The organism is Runella sp. R5_40, assembly GCF_057652295.1.
In genome coordinates, this window is the sequence record NZ_JBYFCH010000001.1 from 649,631 (window position 1) to 665,669 (window position 16,039).

Consider the following 16,039-nt stretch of genomic DNA (forward strand, 5'->3'; position numbering starts at 1 on the left):
TTCGTTATTGTGTTGTATTAAAGTCGGGTTGAAAATGCTTGAAATTCTTCTTTCAAGCGTAAAAATTGAGATTCGGTCACGCCAAATTCACCATACCAAACGTACTCAAACTGGTACGTAAGTTGCTCAAAATCCTTTTTAAATTTCGTTTCTTGCAATTCTTCTACGTAACTACGGTTGGTTTTGGTTGGCTGCCAATGTATGAACTTTTTATCGGTCAATTGCTTGAGTGTATTGAGGTAATAGAGCCGAGTTGCGAGACGATAGTTTCGGGCAGCGATTGCTTCTTCAATCAAATTGGCAAAATCTAATTCATGAATATTTTCAGTGATACGATTATAGACCAGCTCTTCCTCCGATTTTTTGGCAAACATTCCACCAATAAATTCAGCTTTGTACAAGAGCCATATCACTACCCCTGCAATACCCACCAAAAATACGTACTGCCAAAAGTTTTCGTAAGCACTACTACTCAAAAAATCATTGATTTTTTGGCTCAACCAATTCCAAATACGGGCGAGCGGATTATCGGGCGGAGGGGCGTCGCGTTCGTAATTATAATCACGACTAGCAAGGTAATCGTCGAGACGCTTGTCAGAAGGCAAACGAGGCGTCATCGTGGCATTGTCCAGCGCCGCAGGTAAGCTAACCGTGTCTTTTGGCGTGGATTTGCCCTCTTCTTGGGCATTTGCCAACAAACCAAGCCCCAAGAGCAAGAGAACAAAACAAAGTCTTTTTAGAAACATAGAAAACAAACGAATAACGCTTGGCCAAGTTGCAAAAAAGCCAACAGAATTACAAAAAAAGCCGATGCAAGTACATCGGCTTTTAGGGAGTGGTATTTTACTCAGGATTATTTCTTACCCAAAGACACAATCCACTTAGCAATTTTCATAGCTTCGTCCTTTGGTACATTAAGTGGCGCCATTGGAGGATACCCTGGCCAGTTAGCTGGTTTTGGGTTAGCAATCAACTCTACGATTTGCTCTGGCTTATATTTTTTCTTCGCCATTACTTCTTTGTAGCCTGGGCCTACCAATCTCTGATCGGCTTTGTGGCAAGCCAAACACGTATTTTTAGTCAATAAAGCTTCAATGTCTGCAGGAATTTTAACTTGCGCGTTTGCCGCAGTCGATACTGCCAAGAAAGCTCCCGCTGCTACTAACATTTTTGTGAATCGTTTCATGCCTAGGTTGGACTTTTAAAATGAAAAATAAAGGAATCTTACGCAAATGCAAAGCTATAACGTTTTGATAAAGAAATTGTGTTAAAAAGACAAAAGATTATTTTTTACATCTCAACGGGTTTCATTTTAGGAATCAACAAATGGATAAAGAGCAACGCTATCAAATAAGTGGAACTCGCCAATAAAAATAATGGCAAATAGCCCCATTGAACGCGTATTGGCCCGATTACCGCCGCTAAAAGTGCGCCGCCTACCGCCCCAGAAAATCCCCCAATCCCCGTTACCATCGCCACCGCACTTTTGGGGTAGAGGTCTGAGGCAATTGTATAGACATTGGCCGACCACCCTAAATGCCCCGCTGCGGCAATCGCTATCAAGACCGTTGCGATATAGACATTTTGGGTTTGGGCAGCAAAGAAAATCGGAACAACACAAAGCGCGCACAAAAGCATCGTCGTTTTACGCGCGCGGTTCAGCGACCAGCCCATTTTCATTAATCGTGACGAAAGCCACCCAAAAAATATGCTCCCGCCGTCCGAAATAATATAAATAACCATGAAAGGGAAACCAATGTTTTGTAAGTCAAGGCGCTGGGTGAGTGCTTCACTAGAATTGAAAAAGTCGGGTAACCACGTCAGATAAAACCACCAAATGGGGTCCGCCATCAACTTCCCGACAATCAACGCCCACGTTTGACGAAAGCGTAACAATCGCCACCAAGTGACTCGGCCTTCTATTTCTTCGGGCTGGTTATCTTGTTTGATGTACCGCAATTCTCGCGTCGATACCTTGGGATGGTCTTCGGGTTTTTGATAGTTGAGCCACCAAAATACCAACACCACAAAACCCAAAACCCCTGTCGTCATGAACGACATTCTCCACCCGTACTTGAGGGTCATCCATGGAATTAGGGCGGCTGTTAGAATAATTCCAACGTTGGTTCCTGCATTAAACAAGCCAGTGGCAAACGCCCGTTCTTTTTTGGGAAACCACTCGGCAATCGACTTGATGCTCGAAGGAAAATTTCCCGCTTCTCCAATCCCAAGCGCAAAACGCGCTCCCAACAAACCCCGAAAACTGCCTACGTAAGCAGTGGCTACGCCCGCCAAGCTCCACAAACCAATGGCAAACGACAAACCTTTGCGGGTTCCGAGACGGTCGATGAGCCAACCAATCATAATAAAACCCAACGCATAAGCCAATTTGAAGGCCGTATCAACCCAACCATATTGAATCTTAAACGCATCTAAATCGGCTTGGGTGAGGGTATATGAAAGCGGCACCCCCAACATCTCTTTCCGAAACGCATCGTCGAGCATCGAAAACGACAAAACGTTTCGGTCAACGTAGTTGATTGTCGTAATCAAGAAAAGAAGAAACACTATCCGCCAACGGAAGTTATGGGGAGGCATTTTAAAAGGTGTTAGAGGGGTTTGGAAAAACGCTGCAATTTACGGACTATGTTCTAAAAGTTCTATTGTTATTTTTGCCAAAACAATTCATAAATGACTGAACGCCAAAAACAAGCCCTCGTCAAAGCCGCGGCCTTTTGTGCTTACCAAGAACGTAGTACCAAAGAAGTAAAACAACGGCTGCACGAGCTCGAAATCATTGACGATGAGATGGAACCTATTCTTCACGAGTTGATTGCCCAAAATTACCTCAACGAAGAACGGTTTGCGCGGGCTTTTGCCAGGGGAAAATTTCGGGTAAAAAAATGGGGACGCTTGAAAATTCGCCAAGAAATGAAGCTTCGTGGCTTGTCGAATGACTTGATTCAAAAGGGGATTACCGAAATAGATGGCGATGAGTACGAAGCTGTTTTACAAGACTTGCTCATCAAAAAGGCGCGTACCCTCAAAGGCGAGCCAACGGCGACCAAACAAAAATTGGTGCGTTTTGCCCTCAGTAGAGGTTTTGAAAGTGATATTGTGTGGGAATTATTGAAAATGATAAATACCGATTCTTGATTTTACAAAATTTACACAGTAAACTTGTAGAATAACTTTTATGTAAGTGCATAAAGATTAAGCCTTCACTTAAAATGAATACAACAGAGTTAAAATCTACCCTTCATACGCTCATCGAACGGATTAATGATGACGCCATCTTACAGGCGTATGTTGTTTTATTATCACGCGAAGCTGAAGGAGTGCCTGATTTTTGGGATAATCTGGATACTCCTACTCAAGCGGCAATCCAAGAAGGGCTTCAAGACTTGAACGCTGGGCGTAAAACCGATTTCTTTGATTTTATGAAGTCGCAGTATGGAATTAACCGTTGAACTTTCAGAACGCGCCCGCCGAGACATAGAACAAATTGCTGATTATTTAGCCAAAACCTGGTCAGAACGCAGCAAAATAGAATTTTTGTTGACGTTAACCGATCAGATGAAACTTATCAGCAAAATGCCCTACCTCTATAAAGTTTCTCAAAAACAAGCTAACATACGCGAATGTGTGATGAACAAGCACGTCGTATTTTACTATCGTGTGCTTGATACAAGCATCGAAATCATCACAATTCGCAATACCCGTCAAAAACCTGAAGAGTTTTAAAGTTATTTCGGCAGGTTTTTATTTCAACAACTTCTCCACAGCTCCGTGCACTTTTTCAAACCCAAATCGGTGCATTTCGTTTTCCATCAAGCCTACAATTTGATCATTGCATAGATTTCCAATGCTTCCTTCGTGAGTGTGTTTGAGGTCGCGGGAAGCGTGGTACGTATTTTCGTTGATTTCTTTGCCCACTTGACGGTACGCATCGCGGAAAGGCACTCCTTGTACCACCAATTCGTTGACCCGTTCTACACTAAACAACAAATCGTATTTGGCATCGACCAACAAATTGGGTTTTACTTGCAAGTGTTCCAACATAAAATGCGTGATGTCCAAACAATCCAAAATTTCTTCAAAAGCAGGCATCAACAATTCTTTCAACAACTGCATATCGCGGTGATAACCCGATGGTAAGTTGCTCATAACCATCGTGAGTTCGGTTGGCAGCGCCTTCAAACGGTTCGTTTTTGCCCGTAATAGCTCTGCTACGTCGGGGTTCTTTTTGTGCGGCATGATACTGCTTCCCGTTGTTAAATCGTCAGGCAGGGTGACAAAGGCAAAGTTTTGGCTATTGTACAGGCACACGTCCATTGCCAACCGAGACAACGTTGCCGACAACGCCGCAATAGCCGTCAGAGCCGTTTGTTCGGTTTTACCGCGTGACATTTGGGCGTAAACCACGTTGTAATGCAAGGTTTCAAAACCTAATAATTCGGTGGTCATCGTGCGGTTCAGTGGAAATGAAGAACCATAACCAGCTCCCGAACCAAGTGGATTTTTATTGGCTAACTTATAAGCCGTTTGAATCATGCTCATGTCGTCCACCAATGCTTCGCCGTAAGCACCAAACCAAAGGCCAAACGACGATGGCATCGCGATTTGGAGGTGCGTATAACCTGGCAAAAGGTCGTTTTTGTGCTGATTTGAGCGTTTGATAAGCAAATCAAACAGTTTTTTAGAAGCTAGCGCTACTTCTTCTAACCGACTGCGCGTAAAGAGCTTCATGTCCACCAATACTTGGTCATTACGAGAGCGGCCGCTGTGGATTTTTTTGCCGACATCGCCCAATTTCCGCGTGAGCATTAGCTCTACTTGCGAGTGTACATCCTCTACCCCCTCCTCAATCTCAAATTTACCCTGTTGAATCTCTTGGTAAATAATTCGTAATTCGTCATTCAACATTCGTAATTCGTCATTCGTCAGAAGTCCTACGCTTTCGAGCATGGTAGCGTGTGCGATGTTTCCTTGCACATCGTAAGGAGCCAAATACAAGTCCATTTCACGGTCACGCCCGACGGTGAATTTCTCAATTTTTTCGGAGATGGAAGTCGTTTCTTTTTGCCAGAGTTTCATTTTTTTTACCACTAAGACACTAAGTTTCACTAAGGTAATGACTCAAACTACTCGTTTCCCGTCGGCTTAATGCTTTTTGTGATGTTTTCTGTGAGAGAATTATATTTAACCACTAAGGCACTAAGTTTCACTAAGGCAATGCCGCAAAATGCTCATTTACCATTGGCTTAATGCTTTTTGTGATGTTTTCTGTATGAAAATTTATAAGTAACCCCTTAGGTTTTTGCAACAATTTCATGTACGTCAATAACTGTGCTTCAAAAAGGGGAATGAGGTTTTCTACCGCTTTTAGTTCTACTACAACACAATCATTCACCAGTAAATCCAACCGTAAATCTGCCTCTAAGCGCACCTCTTTATAGACAACAGGCACGGTAAGTTGTCTAATTACCTTAAAACCTTTGAGTTGTAATTCATAAACTAGACAAGTCTCATAAACAGACTCCAACAGCCCTGGCCCAATCTGTCTATGAACCTCAATTGCGCATCCCACAATTTCGTATGCTAATTGATTGACCTCTTTTTTAGTCATCATCACTTAGTGCTTCTTAGTGCCTTAGTGGTTTTATTTTTCAGAAGGGTCAAAATTACTTCTTTTTGGCAAAAATCTTTGCATCCGTTATTTGCTCGCGGTGTTCTTCCAGAAACATTTTAAACGAATACAATTCCTCCAACTGCCCTTCAAAATCGGCAGAAGCGGGATAGATTTCTTCATAAACGCCGACAAAATCGGTTATCAAATAGCGCATTTGACGAACCCCACGGCCGTAAAGAGCTGGTAAATAGAAGTTTTGGTGGTCTTGTAGAAACCGTTGGGTTTCGTAGTGTGACGTAGTTTTGATGTCAACGGCTTCTTTACGTCCCAATACATCCACAAAGCCATAAATAATCACATCGCCTACTTGGTATTGGCAGTAGGCTTGGGTTTTTACAATGGGAGAAGGGAGTTTTTGGCGAACGGTTGCAATAATTTGAGGGTCAAATTGCTCTTCGCCGATTTTTTTCAATACCGCATCTTCAAATGATACTCCCCTAAACTGGGCTTCGGTTTGTGGGATAGGCACCCGATTAATGCGGTCTAGCACTTCCTGCTCACTGATTTTCCCCTGCAAAAACCGTGAGTAGGTGTTGAGCAACGAAGGATAAAAACGGTAAGCTACTTTGGAAGTCATGTACGTTTATTATTGAACCACTAAGGCACTAAGAGTATTCTTTTCTTAGTACCTTAGTGGTAAAAAAATACTAATTCTTAGCCCCGCCCTGTTGCCCTGCTTTTGGCTGTTGGCTTTGCTGGGCTTCGCGCATTGGGTTGCTGCCACGTTGGAAACCTCCGCCTTTAAACAATTGGAAGCGTGTTGGTTTCGTCGGCTGACGTGGGAAGCTGTTGCTCTCTTCGTCGATGTCGGCAATCTCACGGAATGGATCCAGTGTCCACTGCACCACTTTCTTCTTCGTCGTTACGACTTTCGATACTTGTTGGTCGTTCAAACGCCAGATTTCTGCGGGGAAGCGCGCCACCGAATCAGTACCGTCTTCAAATTGCATCTTTACAATCACGGGCATTGGCAAACCACCTTTGTTTTTTACTTTCAAGGTATAGAAATTCAACCCTGATTCGACCAATTTACGCTCATCGGGGGTCAAACTTGCCAAATACGTTTCGTATTTTTTCTTGTCGGCATCCGTTACTTTGTAGGGATCATACGAGTTGTAGAAATCCTTCATGTCAGGATTTTTCTCTACCACCGACTCTTTGATGAAGTCTTTATCGCGCTGACGAGCAACGGTTTCTCGCTTACTGCTAGCTGCTGCCCGCTGTTCGGCCTTCGTAATTTCAGGATTTTGGGTGTCAAGGGCAAACCATTCAACTTCTACCAAATCTTGGTCAACGGGCTCTACGCCGTAGAACCAACCTTTCCAGAACCAATCCAAATCCACGCCCGAAGCATCCTCCAAGGTACGGAACAAGTCGGCAGGTGTAGGCGACTTAAACGCCCAACGACGGCTATATTCTTTGAAGGCATAATCAAACAACTCGCGCCCCATGACCGTTTCGCGCAAAATATTGAGGGCGGTAGCTGGCTTTGCGTACGCACTTGCCCCTGCATTGATGAGGTTGTCAGACATGGTCATGATAGGTACCAAATTTTTGGGATCTTGCTTCATGTAATCCACAATCATTTGAGGCTCGCCACGGCGCGTTGGGTAGTCTTTGTCCCACTCTTTTTCGGTCAAATATTGCACAAAGGTATTCAAACCTTCATCCATCCACATCCATTGACGTTCGTCGTTGTTGACAATCATCGGGAAGAAATTGTGACCTACTTCGTGGATAATCACCCCAATCATGCCGTATTTGGTCGCTTCCGAATACGTACCATCTGCTTCAGGGCGACCGCCATTGAAAGAAAGCATAGGGTATTCCATCCCTCCGATGGGGCCATGACAAGAAATCGCTACGGGATACGGGTAATCTACCGAGAACTTTGAATACGTTTTAACAGTATGAGCCACGACTTCGGTCGAATATTTACCCCAAAGTGGATTTCCTTCTTTTGGATAAAACGACATGCACAACACTTTTTTGCCCGCTACTTCCTGCATTTTACCATCCCAAATGTACTTTCTGGACGTCGCAAAGGCTACGTCACGCACGTTATCGGCTTTGAAAATCCAGGTTTTTTTACCCGAAGGTTTTCCTTTTTCGGCTTTCTCGCGCTCCTCTTGCGACGCAATCACCACTACTTTGTCGGAAGTCTTCGCTTTTTCGTAGTTTTTCAGTTGCGTTGGCGTCAATACTTGTGGGGCGTTTTGCAACTCACCCGTTGCTCCCAAAACGTGGTCATCGGGTACAGTAATGGCCAATTTGAAATTTCCGAACGACAATGCAAACTCTCCCTGACTGTAATATTGCTTATGTTGCCAGCCCGTTACATCGTCATACACACAAAGGCGAGGATAAAACTGCGCAATTTCATAGACGTTATTGCCATCTTTGAAAACCTCAAAACCTGTTCGGCGTCCACCTTTGGCAACCTCAACGATGCGGTAATTCCAATCAATGGAAAATGAATAGCTTTGTTTAGGCAAAAGCGGCTGCGGCAAATCAATCCGCATCATCGTTTGATTGATGGTATAGCGAAGCGGTTTCCCCGTTTTTGCATCTTTCACCGACTGAATATTATACCCATAATCCGCATTTGAGTAATTCATATCGGTAATAGTCGAAAGACTCGTCATCGTTGTTTGATTTCCTAAGTCTCCAGTTCTAGTTATTGGCCCAGGAGAATTTTTGGCAAACAAATTTTGGTCGAGCTGAATCCACACGTAAGGAAGCGCATCGGGCGACTGATTAAAATACGTAATGGTTTCGGTACCAATGATTTTGTTATTGGCCTCGTCCAATTCCACCTTGATGTCATAATCGGCGCGTTGTTGCCAATAATCTTTTCCAGGCGCTCCCGAAGCAGTTCGGTAAGTATTGGGCGTAGGCAGCGCCGTACCCAATTGTTCAAAACGGTCGTTGGCGTGGTAGTTGGGCATGGTGGGTGCTTGTGCCCACGTCAGCCCTGCATAAAATAGTGAGATGATGAAGGAAATTTTTCTCATGAGAAAGTAAAATTGGTTTTCATTCAAAAATACAAAAAAGGGGCTAATTTGACGAAGATAATGCTACTTAACACACAGATTTGCCGATGAATCATTTTATTTTGGCATAAAAAAGCCCCTTCCTGTTTGGGAAGAGGCTTCTAAATATACGATTTACCTAGCTGTATTAAGCAGCTGGTTCGTTGTTCATTACTTCAGTTTGCTTACGGATAGAAGCCATGTGAATCAACTCAAACAACTCTTCTACGAAATCTGGGTACAAGTTAAGTTGTTTACCCAAATCAGCGCGGTTTTTGCGAAGCTGTCTCCAACGATCCATTTGAAGAACGGCTACGTTGTTATCACGCTTGTATTCGCCAAGTTGTTCTACCAATGACATACGCGTGCCCAAAGCTTCGAGCAATTCGCGGTCAAGGTTATCCAATTTGCTACGCAACGTATCCAATTGGTTTTGATAATCTGTGCCGTACTCCGCTTTACGAACGTGCAATTCGTGCAACATTTCGCCCAACGCATGTGGCGTCAATTGCTGAGAAGCATCCGACCACGCTTTGTCTGGGTCACGGTGAGACTCGATAATCAAACCATCGTAGTTCAAGTCTAAGGCACGTTGTGCCAACTCAAACAAATACGCACGCTTACCTGCCATGTGGCTTGGGTCACCAATCATCGGAAGCTCAGGGAACATAGTTTTGAGTTCGATGGCGATGTTCCACATAGGCGAGTTACGGTATTTCGTTTCTTGCGCATTTGAGAAACCACGGTGAATAGCACCCAATTTCTTGATACCAGCACGGTTGATACGCTCAAACGCACCAATCCACAACGCTAGGTCAGGGTTTACTGGGTTTTTGATAAGCACAGGTACATCCACTCCTTGAAGCGCATCGGCCAAGTCTTGAACGTTGAATGGGTTAACGGTGGTACGAGCACCCACCCACAAAATATCGACGCCGTATTTCAGTGCAAGCTCAATGTGCTGAGGCGTTGCTACTTCAACGGCAATAGGCAATCCAGTTTCTTGTTTAGCATCTACCAACCAAGGCAACGCGGCTTCGCCCATTCCTTCAAAGCTGCCCGGACGAGTACGAGGTTTCCAAACCCCCGCTCTGATTACGTTGGCATATCCTTCTGCTTTGATTTGACGAACGGTATCACGTACTTGGTCTTCTGTTTCGGCACTACATGGTCCTGCGATAACGAGCGGCTTTCCTCCCGTATCAACCCACGAGCTCATTGGTAAAATGTCTAAGGTGGCACCCATAACTGAGAAAAAAATTAATTAGTACAACAATCTATAGTAACAATTTGAAAGCGATTAAATCTTCGTAATTTTGCAACCGTTTTGACAGTCCGCCGCGTCATAGGGATAATCCCCTGAAAATCCGACGATTCGGAACGTACAATTTCATTTATCAACAAAACACTACAACTATGCCTTTAAGTGTTGTATCACCCAAAACGGGTGTTTCATTTGATGACACTTCGGTCGCATTTTCGTCCAAGTCCAACGGCCAACTCAAGAAAACCTATTGGTTATTCTCGATGATGAATCAGGTTTGGCTTGTAAAATTAGGAACTTTTTTTATAAAACTCTCTCTTTTGTTGAGATTGCCCGTGAAGGGTCTCATAAAAACTACTTTATTCAACCAATTTTGTGGTGGAGAAGATATTAAAGAATGCGAAAAAACAATACAATATTTGGCAAAATCGAACGTAGGCACAATTTTAGACTACTCTGTCGAGGGAGAAGACGATGAAAAGAGTTTTGACAAAACTGCTAACGAAATTTCGCTAACTATCGAAAAAGCATCAAATAACAAAGCCATTCCGTTCTCGGTTTTCAAGGTAACTGGCGTTGGTTCAACCCCACTTATGGAAAAAATTCAGGCGGGCGAAGAGCTTCATTCCTCAGAACAACAGGCTTTTGAACGCATTAAGCAACGCGTTGATGTGTTGTGCAAGAAAGCAGCCGACTTGAACGTTAAGATTTTTGTGGATGCGGAAGAAAGTTGGATTCAAAATGTCATTGACCAACTGGCTTACGATGGCATGAAAAAATACAACACCCAGACCCCCATCGTTTACAATACGTTTCAGATGTACCGCCACGATATGCTTGAAAACCTCAAAAAAGCTACGCGTGAAGCCAAAGCAGCGGGCTATTTGTTGGGGGTAAAACTCGTAAGAGGTGCGTACTTTGAGAAAGAACGTCTGCGTGCATACGAAAATGAGTACCAAGATCCTATCCACGCCACCAAAGAAGACACCGATCGCGACTACAACAAAGCGCTCGAATTTTGTCTTGAAAACCGTGATGTTATTTCCATTTGTTTGGGAACGCACAACGAACATAGCTGCCAACTTTGCATCGAATCAATGGAAAAACTCCATATTCCGCACAATGACCCACACGTTTGGTTTGCGCAACTCCTAGGCATGAGCGACAATATTTCTTACAATTTGGCCAATGCAGGGTATAATGTCGCCAAATACGTACCTTATGGCCCTGTAGAAACCGTCATGCCTTACTTGTTCCGCCGTGCCGAAGAAAATAAATCAATAGCTGGCCAAAGTAGTCGTGAGTATTTATTAGTAAAGCGCGAAGTAGAAAGACGTCATCAACAACGAATTTCTCAGTAAATTGCAAGCGCAACCCATTTGCCCAACACAGGTTACACTAGATAATTGATAGCTGAATGACGAGTCATACCGCCAGAAACCCACTAAAGTTTTTTTTGTTTGCCCTTCTACTGATTGCGGTAGATCAAGCGTCTAAGTTGCTCGTCCATCATTACATGGCACCTGGTTTTGCAGGTCAAGTCCGTCTCATTGGCGATTGGTTTAAGCTTTATTACGTCACCAATCCAGGCATGGCTTTTGGAATGCAAATCGACCACGAATACGGCAAGTTATTTTTAACCACTTTCCGTTTGGGGGCAATGGTGTTTATTGCTTGGTACATTGTTCGGCTCTCGGTACGCGGTGCTGCGAGTGGTTTATTGTGGGCTATGGCCATGATTTTAGCAGGAGCCATCGGCAACCTGATTGATAGTATTTTTTACGGCGTGCTTATCGGCAATGCGCCTTACGGTTCTCCTACTCCTTGGTTTCACGGACAAGTAATTGACATGGTTTTTGTCGATTTCTGGGAAGGTTTTGTACCAGAGTGGGTACCTGTGTGGGGTGGTCAATATTATACAACGCCTATTTTTAACTTCGCCGATGCTTGTATTTTCGTTGGCGTGTGTATCATCCTTATTTTCCAAGGCACCTTCTTTCCACGTTTGGACGAACCGCAAGATGAAATAGAAAGCGACGAAACCACGGAAGCTATCGCAATGGAAAATCCTACGAACGAAGCAGTCGTAGCGACTACCGATGCCATTGCCACGGAACAACTTACAGAGGTCAGCGAAGGCTCAGAGCCTGAAAGTAGCAATTTAACCGAAAACGAAAATCCCACTCAAGAGACTCCTTCTGAGCCAGCTGAAGAAGTTCAGCCTACTTCAGAAACTCCCCTCGCGGAAGGACACGTTTCTAATCCAGATAAACATACTAATTCATAAAAAAGGGGCTTGAAAGCCCCTTTTTTATGCGTTCTCTAGCAAAATATCTACTTTACATTTACCAAATCTTGTTGGACTGCAAATACAAATTCAATTGTTGTGTCATTGTAATCCGCAATTTCTTCGTTGCTCAGTTTTCCTGCCTTCAAGGCTTTTATAACTGCATTTTTCTTCTCTTCTAAACGCGCTTCTTTAATTTTCTTATTTTCGTTTTTTACTGCTAAAGCATTAGCTGAAAGTACCATTTCGTAAGCCAGTTTTTGCTCCGCCGTCATATTACGCAAGTCAACTTCTGCAATAGCTTTTTTAAGCCATTCTTCACTCCAAAATTCAGGGAATTGAGAAGTTTCGGTCACTGTGTGTAAATTTTTCATTGTATAAACCAGTTTATCTAAATCGGTTTGTACTTGATTTTTTTCTTTGGAAAACTTATCCAACTCTACCGTGACAAACACCATTTGATCGTCAATAGTTTCGTTTTTTGCATTTCGCAAAAAGGAAACATTATGATAATCAGATATTTGTGTAAATATCACCCTTGCTAGAATACCAATACAATATATTTTTGACAAATTTTCAAAACGATATTCCCCTTTTTTGACAAGCGTATTAAAACGATGCAAAGCATAGAATTTCATACGCTGAATAAATTCAGGATACTCACTCAATTGCATTTCGACAATAAAATGATTGTCATTCTCGTCTATGCAAGCTACATCATAAATTCCACTTCGGCTGTCAATCGTTATAGCAGTGAGTTCGTTTTTAATAAAGGAGACCTCTCTAATGGGGACAGAGGAATTTATGAGTGCCTGAAGCGCTTTCTTTAAAAAAGTAGTATCCACTTCATTTCCAAAGGTCACTTTAAAACCATAATCCGAGAGAATTGAAATAAATCTTCCGTTGTCATTCGCTATTTCCATACAGCAAAGTTATACAAAAACCCCTACTGAATGATTCAGTAGGGGTCCCTTATTTACACCTTGTCATTATCAAACCTCTATTTTTGCCTCCGAAATATTCTCAAAAGCTACTTCGCCTTCTTCATTGAGTTCCATCATGATGACGGCGTCTTTTTGAATTTTTCCCGAGAGAATCTGTTTCGATAACTCATTCAAAATTCGGCGCTGTAAGACTCTTTTGAGTGGCCTTGCCCCAAACGCAGGGTCATATCCTTCTTCTGAGAGTTTCACCAAAGCTTCGTCAGTAGCATCCAAGGTCACTCCTTGTTCGGCCAACAAGTCTTTGATGTGGTTGAACTGAATCCGAACAATTTGTTTCAAATTATCCCGTCCAAGTGGGTCAAAGAGCACAATTTCGTCAATACGGTTCAGAAACTCTGGCCTAACTGACTGTTTCAACAAGCCTAAAACATCGTTTTTAGCTTCTTCTTTGAAGTACAGCTTCCAGCCTTTTTCAATCTTATTGCCCGCTTCTTTGAACTTCTCCATGATGATATCGCTACCAATGTTCGACGTCATGATGATGATGGTATTTTTGAAGTTCGCCAAGCGACCTTTGTTGTCCGTCAACCGCCCATCGTCCAAAACCTGCAACATTACGTTCCAAACGTCGGGGTGTGCTTTTTCGATTTCGTCCAGCAAAATCACACTGTATGGTTTACGGCGCACGGCTTCGGTCAACTGCCCACCTTCATCGTAGCCAACGTAGCCTGGAGGCGCTCCCACCAAACGGCTTACAGCGTGGCGCTCTTGGTATTCGCTCATGTCGATGCGCACCATGGCATTGTCGTCGTTGAACAAGTAATTTGCCAGCGTCTTGGCTAACTCTGTTTTACCAACCCCTGTCGGCCCAAGGAATAGGAAACTACCAATCGGGCGTTTGGGGTCTTGCAAACCTGCTCTCGAACGACGCACCGCATCAGCTACCGCTTCAATGGCCTCCTCTTGACCCGCTACGCGTTTTTGGAGTTCGGATTCCAAGTTGAGTAATTTTTCACGCTCGCTTTGCAGCATTTTACTTACTGGAATACCCGTCCATTTGGCAACTACTTCCGCAATATTTTCGGCCGTTACTTCCTCTTGAATCAACTGCTCACCGCTAATTGATTGTTGGCCGCTTTCTCCCAAACGTTTTTCAATTTCAGGGATTTTACCGTAACGAAGTTCCGCTACTTTTCCATAATCCCCCGCCCGTTCGGCTTGTTCTGCTTCGAGGCGTAGTTGTTCCAATTGCTCTTTTAACGCGCGGAGTTCGCTGATTTTCCCTTTTTCCAACTCCCATTGGGCTTTAAAAGCGCTTCGTTCTTCGTTTAAATCCGCCAACTCTTTGTTAAGTCTGGCTTCTTTTTCTTTGTCATTCTCCCGTCGAATCGCCTCTCTCTCAATCTCTAACTGCATGATACGGCGGTTCAAATCGTCGAGCTCTTCGGGAACCGAATCCATTTCTAAGCGTAATTTTGCCGCCGCCTCATCCATTAGGTCAATGGCTTTATCGGGCAAAAAACGATCAGAAATATAACGGCTCGACAACTCCACGGCCGCAATGACCGCATCGTCCTGAATCCGTACTCCGTGGTGGAGTTCGTACTTGTCTTTGATACCCCGCAAGATACTAATCGCATCAGCCTCGTTGGGTTCATCGACGGTCACTACCTGAAAACGGCGCTCCAGCGCTTTGTCTTTCTCAATGTACTTTTGGTACTCTTTGATGGTAGTAGCACCGATGGTATGGAGTTCGCCCCGCGCGAGGGCAGGCTTGAGTAAGTTGGCAGCGTCCATCGCGCCCTCACCGCCCGCCCCCGCCCCGATGAGCGTGTGGATTTCGTCAATAAATAAGATAATTTGGCCTTCAGAATCGGTCACCTCTTTGATTACCGCCTTCAAACGCTCCTCAAATTCGCCTTTGTATTTGGCCCCCGCAATGAGCAAGCCCATGTCGAGCGAGACAATTTCTTTTTCTTTCAACTGCTCGGGTACGTCGCCTTGTACAATCCGTTGCGCTAGGCCCTCTACGATGGCCGTTTTTCCTACTCCTGGTTCCCCCAAAAGCATGGGGTTGTTTTTGGTACGACGCGCCAAGATTTGAAGCACCCGACGGATTTCGTCGTCGCGCCCAATAACGGGGTCAATCTTGCCCGAGCGTGCCAATTGATTTAAGTTTTTGCTGTATCGTTCCAACGAACGGTACTTAGCTTCGGCATTTTGGTCTTTCACTGGATTATTCTTCCCTCTTAATTCTTTGATAGCTGCTACTAATTCTTTTTCTTTTAATCCCACCTCTTTCATGAGCTGAGCGGTGCTGTCTTTGCCCGCCGATAAACCCACTAGGAGGAGTTCTACGCTTACATATTCGTCATTAAATTCTTTCAGATAGCTTTGTGCCTTTTGAAACGTGGCGTTGAGGTCGTTGCTAAGGTATTCGGTATTGGCCGAGCCTGCTACGCGCGGATAACCGTTGATGATGGTTTCAAGTCTTGTATTAACATTTGGGAGTGCGACATTCAGCTTTTTGGCTAAAAACTGCGACGTGTTGGGATCTTCTTCCAAAATCGCTTTTAGAATGTGTCCCGTTTCAACAACTTGCTGCTGCTTGCCCTGAGCAATTTGCACAGCGTGCTGAACAATTTCTTGGGCTTTGATGGTATATTGATTAAAGTTCATGGCTTCGGTGCTTATGCACGGGTTCTGCTGTTGGTTAATTGGTTTGTTAACACTGATTTTAAAATTCTCATGCCGATGCCTAAAAGCGGAAATTTTGGCATCATTTTGCCCGTTAAATCAAAAATCATAGACAAAATGGCG

General features: G+C 43.9%; 15 protein-coding genes. 5 read left to right on the forward strand and 10 right to left on the reverse strand.

Translation table 11 applies throughout. The features are described from left to right. Positions 1-17: 17 nt before the first annotated feature. The 3 genes from AC23N5_RS02800 to AC23N5_RS02810 all read right to left on the reverse strand — a co-directional run bounded on the left by AC23N5_RS02800 (position 18) and on the right by AC23N5_RS02810 (position 2,598). Complete coding sequence (locus AC23N5_RS02800) at positions 18-746, reverse strand: DUF4129 domain-containing protein (RefSeq protein ID WP_487754398.1); 729 nt, start codon at positions 744-746, stop codon at positions 18-20. 107 nt (positions 747-853) lie between these two features. Further along, entirely contained in the window at positions 854-1,186 is a 333-nt protein-coding gene (locus AC23N5_RS02805) for a c-type cytochrome (RefSeq protein WP_183977447.1), read from the reverse strand. A gap of 104 nt (positions 1,187-1,290) precedes the next feature. After that, complete coding sequence (locus AC23N5_RS02810; protein WP_183977448.1) at positions 1,291-2,598, reverse strand: MFS transporter; 1,308 nt, start codon at positions 2,596-2,598, stop codon at positions 1,291-1,293. A gap of 93 nt (positions 2,599-2,691) precedes the next feature. Between AC23N5_RS02810 and AC23N5_RS02815 the strand changes: the two genes are divergently transcribed. From AC23N5_RS02815 to AC23N5_RS02825, 3 genes are all read left to right on the forward strand, one after another. Further along, a complete protein-coding gene (locus tag AC23N5_RS02815) occupies positions 2,692-3,156 on the forward strand; it encodes a regulatory protein RecX (RefSeq protein ID WP_487754399.1) in 465 nt (154 codons plus the stop codon). Between the two features lie 74 nt (positions 3,157-3,230). Continuing rightward, a complete protein-coding gene (locus AC23N5_RS02820) occupies positions 3,231-3,470 on the forward strand; it encodes a hypothetical protein (RefSeq protein WP_183977452.1) in 240 nt (79 codons plus the stop codon). Beyond that, on the forward strand, positions 3,454-3,744 hold the full coding sequence (locus AC23N5_RS02825) for a type II toxin-antitoxin system RelE/ParE family toxin (RefSeq protein ID WP_487754400.1): 291 nt from the start codon (positions 3,454-3,456) through the stop codon (positions 3,742-3,744). Before AC23N5_RS02820 ends, AC23N5_RS02825 begins: the two co-directional genes overlap by 17 nt. A gap of 18 nt (positions 3,745-3,762) precedes the next feature. On the opposite strand, the gene argH is transcribed toward AC23N5_RS02825, so the two are convergent. The 5 genes from argH to AC23N5_RS02850 all read right to left on the reverse strand — a co-directional run bounded on the left by argH (position 3,763) and on the right by AC23N5_RS02850 (position 9,970). After that, the gene (argH, locus tag AC23N5_RS02830; protein WP_183977456.1) at positions 3,763-5,097 is read right to left on the reverse strand and encodes an argininosuccinate lyase; all 1,335 of its coding nucleotides are present in this window, start codon (positions 5,095-5,097) and stop codon (positions 3,763-3,765) included. Positions 5,098-5,227: 130 nt separating this feature from the next. Next, on the reverse strand, positions 5,228-5,632 hold the full coding sequence (locus tag AC23N5_RS02835) for a GxxExxY protein (protein ID WP_310587013.1): 405 nt from the start codon (positions 5,630-5,632) through the stop codon (positions 5,228-5,230). A 52-nt stretch (positions 5,633-5,684) separates the two neighbouring features. Next, complete coding sequence (locus AC23N5_RS02840; protein WP_183977457.1) at positions 5,685-6,269, reverse strand: hypothetical protein; 585 nt, start codon at positions 6,267-6,269, stop codon at positions 5,685-5,687. 70 nt (positions 6,270-6,339) lie between these two features. After that, complete coding sequence (locus AC23N5_RS02845; protein ID WP_487754401.1) at positions 6,340-8,706, reverse strand: M1 family metallopeptidase; 2,367 nt, start codon at positions 8,704-8,706, stop codon at positions 6,340-6,342. Between the two features lie 166 nt (positions 8,707-8,872). Further along, positions 8,873-9,970, reverse strand: a complete 1,098-nt coding sequence (locus AC23N5_RS02850) for a chorismate mutase (RefSeq protein WP_183977459.1) — start codon at positions 9,968-9,970, stop codon at positions 8,873-8,875. A gap of 170 nt (positions 9,971-10,140) precedes the next feature. Between AC23N5_RS02850 and AC23N5_RS02855 the strand changes: the two genes are divergently transcribed. Together AC23N5_RS02855 and AC23N5_RS02860 are read left to right on the forward strand one after the other, a co-directional pair. Continuing rightward, positions 10,141-11,349: a proline dehydrogenase family protein gene (locus AC23N5_RS02855; protein WP_487754402.1), complete on the forward strand. Its 1,209-nt coding sequence runs from the start codon at positions 10,141-10,143 to the stop codon at positions 11,347-11,349. A gap of 56 nt (positions 11,350-11,405) precedes the next feature. Beyond that, a complete protein-coding gene (locus AC23N5_RS02860) occupies positions 11,406-12,275 on the forward strand; it encodes a lipoprotein signal peptidase (RefSeq protein WP_487754403.1) in 870 nt (289 codons plus the stop codon). Positions 12,276-12,322: 47 nt separating this feature from the next. Here the strand turns inward: AC23N5_RS02860 and AC23N5_RS02865 are convergent, their stop codons facing one another. Next, positions 12,323-13,198: an Rpn family recombination-promoting nuclease/putative transposase gene (locus AC23N5_RS02865; RefSeq protein ID WP_183977462.1), complete on the reverse strand. Its 876-nt coding sequence runs from the start codon at positions 13,196-13,198 to the stop codon at positions 12,323-12,325. Positions 13,199-13,267: 69 nt separating this feature from the next. After that, positions 13,268-15,898 (reverse strand): ATP-dependent chaperone ClpB, encoded by a 2,631-nt coding sequence (gene clpB, locus AC23N5_RS02870; protein ID WP_487754404.1) that lies wholly within the window; start codon positions 15,896-15,898, stop codon positions 13,268-13,270. Positions 15,899-16,039 lie beyond the last annotated feature (141 nt).

What these genes read in the sequence shown, in the direction of transcription:
- AC23N5_RS02850 (WP_183977459.1), bottom strand. Translation starts at nt 9,970, where the DNA reads ATGGGTGCCACCTTAGACATTTTACCAATGAGCTCGTGGGTTGATACG.
- argH (WP_183977456.1), bottom strand. Translation starts at nt 5,097, where the DNA reads ATGAAACTCTGGCAAAAAGAAACGACTTCCATCTCCGAAAAAATTGAG.
- AC23N5_RS02805 (WP_183977447.1), bottom strand. Translation starts at nt 1,186, where the DNA reads ATGAAACGATTCACAAAAATGTTAGTAGCAGCGGGAGCTTTCTTGGCA.
- AC23N5_RS02815 (WP_487754399.1), top strand. Translation starts at nt 2,692, where the DNA reads ATGACTGAACGCCAAAAACAAGCCCTCGTCAAAGCCGCGGCCTTTTGT.
- clpB (WP_487754404.1), bottom strand. Translation starts at nt 15,898, where the DNA reads ATGAACTTTAATCAATATACCATCAAAGCCCAAGAAATTGTTCAGCAC.
- AC23N5_RS02820 (WP_183977452.1), top strand. Translation starts at nt 3,231, where the DNA reads ATGAATACAACAGAGTTAAAATCTACCCTTCATACGCTCATCGAACGG.
- AC23N5_RS02810 (WP_183977448.1), bottom strand. Translation starts at nt 2,598, where the DNA reads ATGCCTCCCCATAACTTCCGTTGGCGGATAGTGTTTCTTCTTTTCTTG.
- AC23N5_RS02855 (WP_487754402.1), top strand. Translation starts at nt 10,141, where the DNA reads ATGCCTTTAAGTGTTGTATCACCCAAAACGGGTGTTTCATTTGATGAC.
- AC23N5_RS02865 (WP_183977462.1), bottom strand. Translation starts at nt 13,198, where the DNA reads ATGGAAATAGCGAATGACAACGGAAGATTTATTTCAATTCTCTCGGAT.
- AC23N5_RS02825 (WP_487754400.1), top strand. Translation starts at nt 3,454, where the DNA reads ATGGAATTAACCGTTGAACTTTCAGAACGCGCCCGCCGAGACATAGAA.
- AC23N5_RS02840 (WP_183977457.1), bottom strand. Translation starts at nt 6,269, where the DNA reads ATGACTTCCAAAGTAGCTTACCGTTTTTATCCTTCGTTGCTCAACACC.
- AC23N5_RS02845 (WP_487754401.1), bottom strand. Translation starts at nt 8,706, where the DNA reads ATGAGAAAAATTTCCTTCATCATCTCACTATTTTATGCAGGGCTGACG.
- AC23N5_RS02835 (WP_310587013.1), bottom strand. Translation starts at nt 5,632, where the DNA reads ATGATGACTAAAAAAGAGGTCAATCAATTAGCATACGAAATTGTGGGA.
- AC23N5_RS02860 (WP_487754403.1), top strand. Translation starts at nt 11,406, where the DNA reads ATGACGAGTCATACCGCCAGAAACCCACTAAAGTTTTTTTTGTTTGCC.
- AC23N5_RS02800 (WP_487754398.1), bottom strand. Translation starts at nt 746, where the DNA reads ATGTTTCTAAAAAGACTTTGTTTTGTTCTCTTGCTCTTGGGGCTTGGT.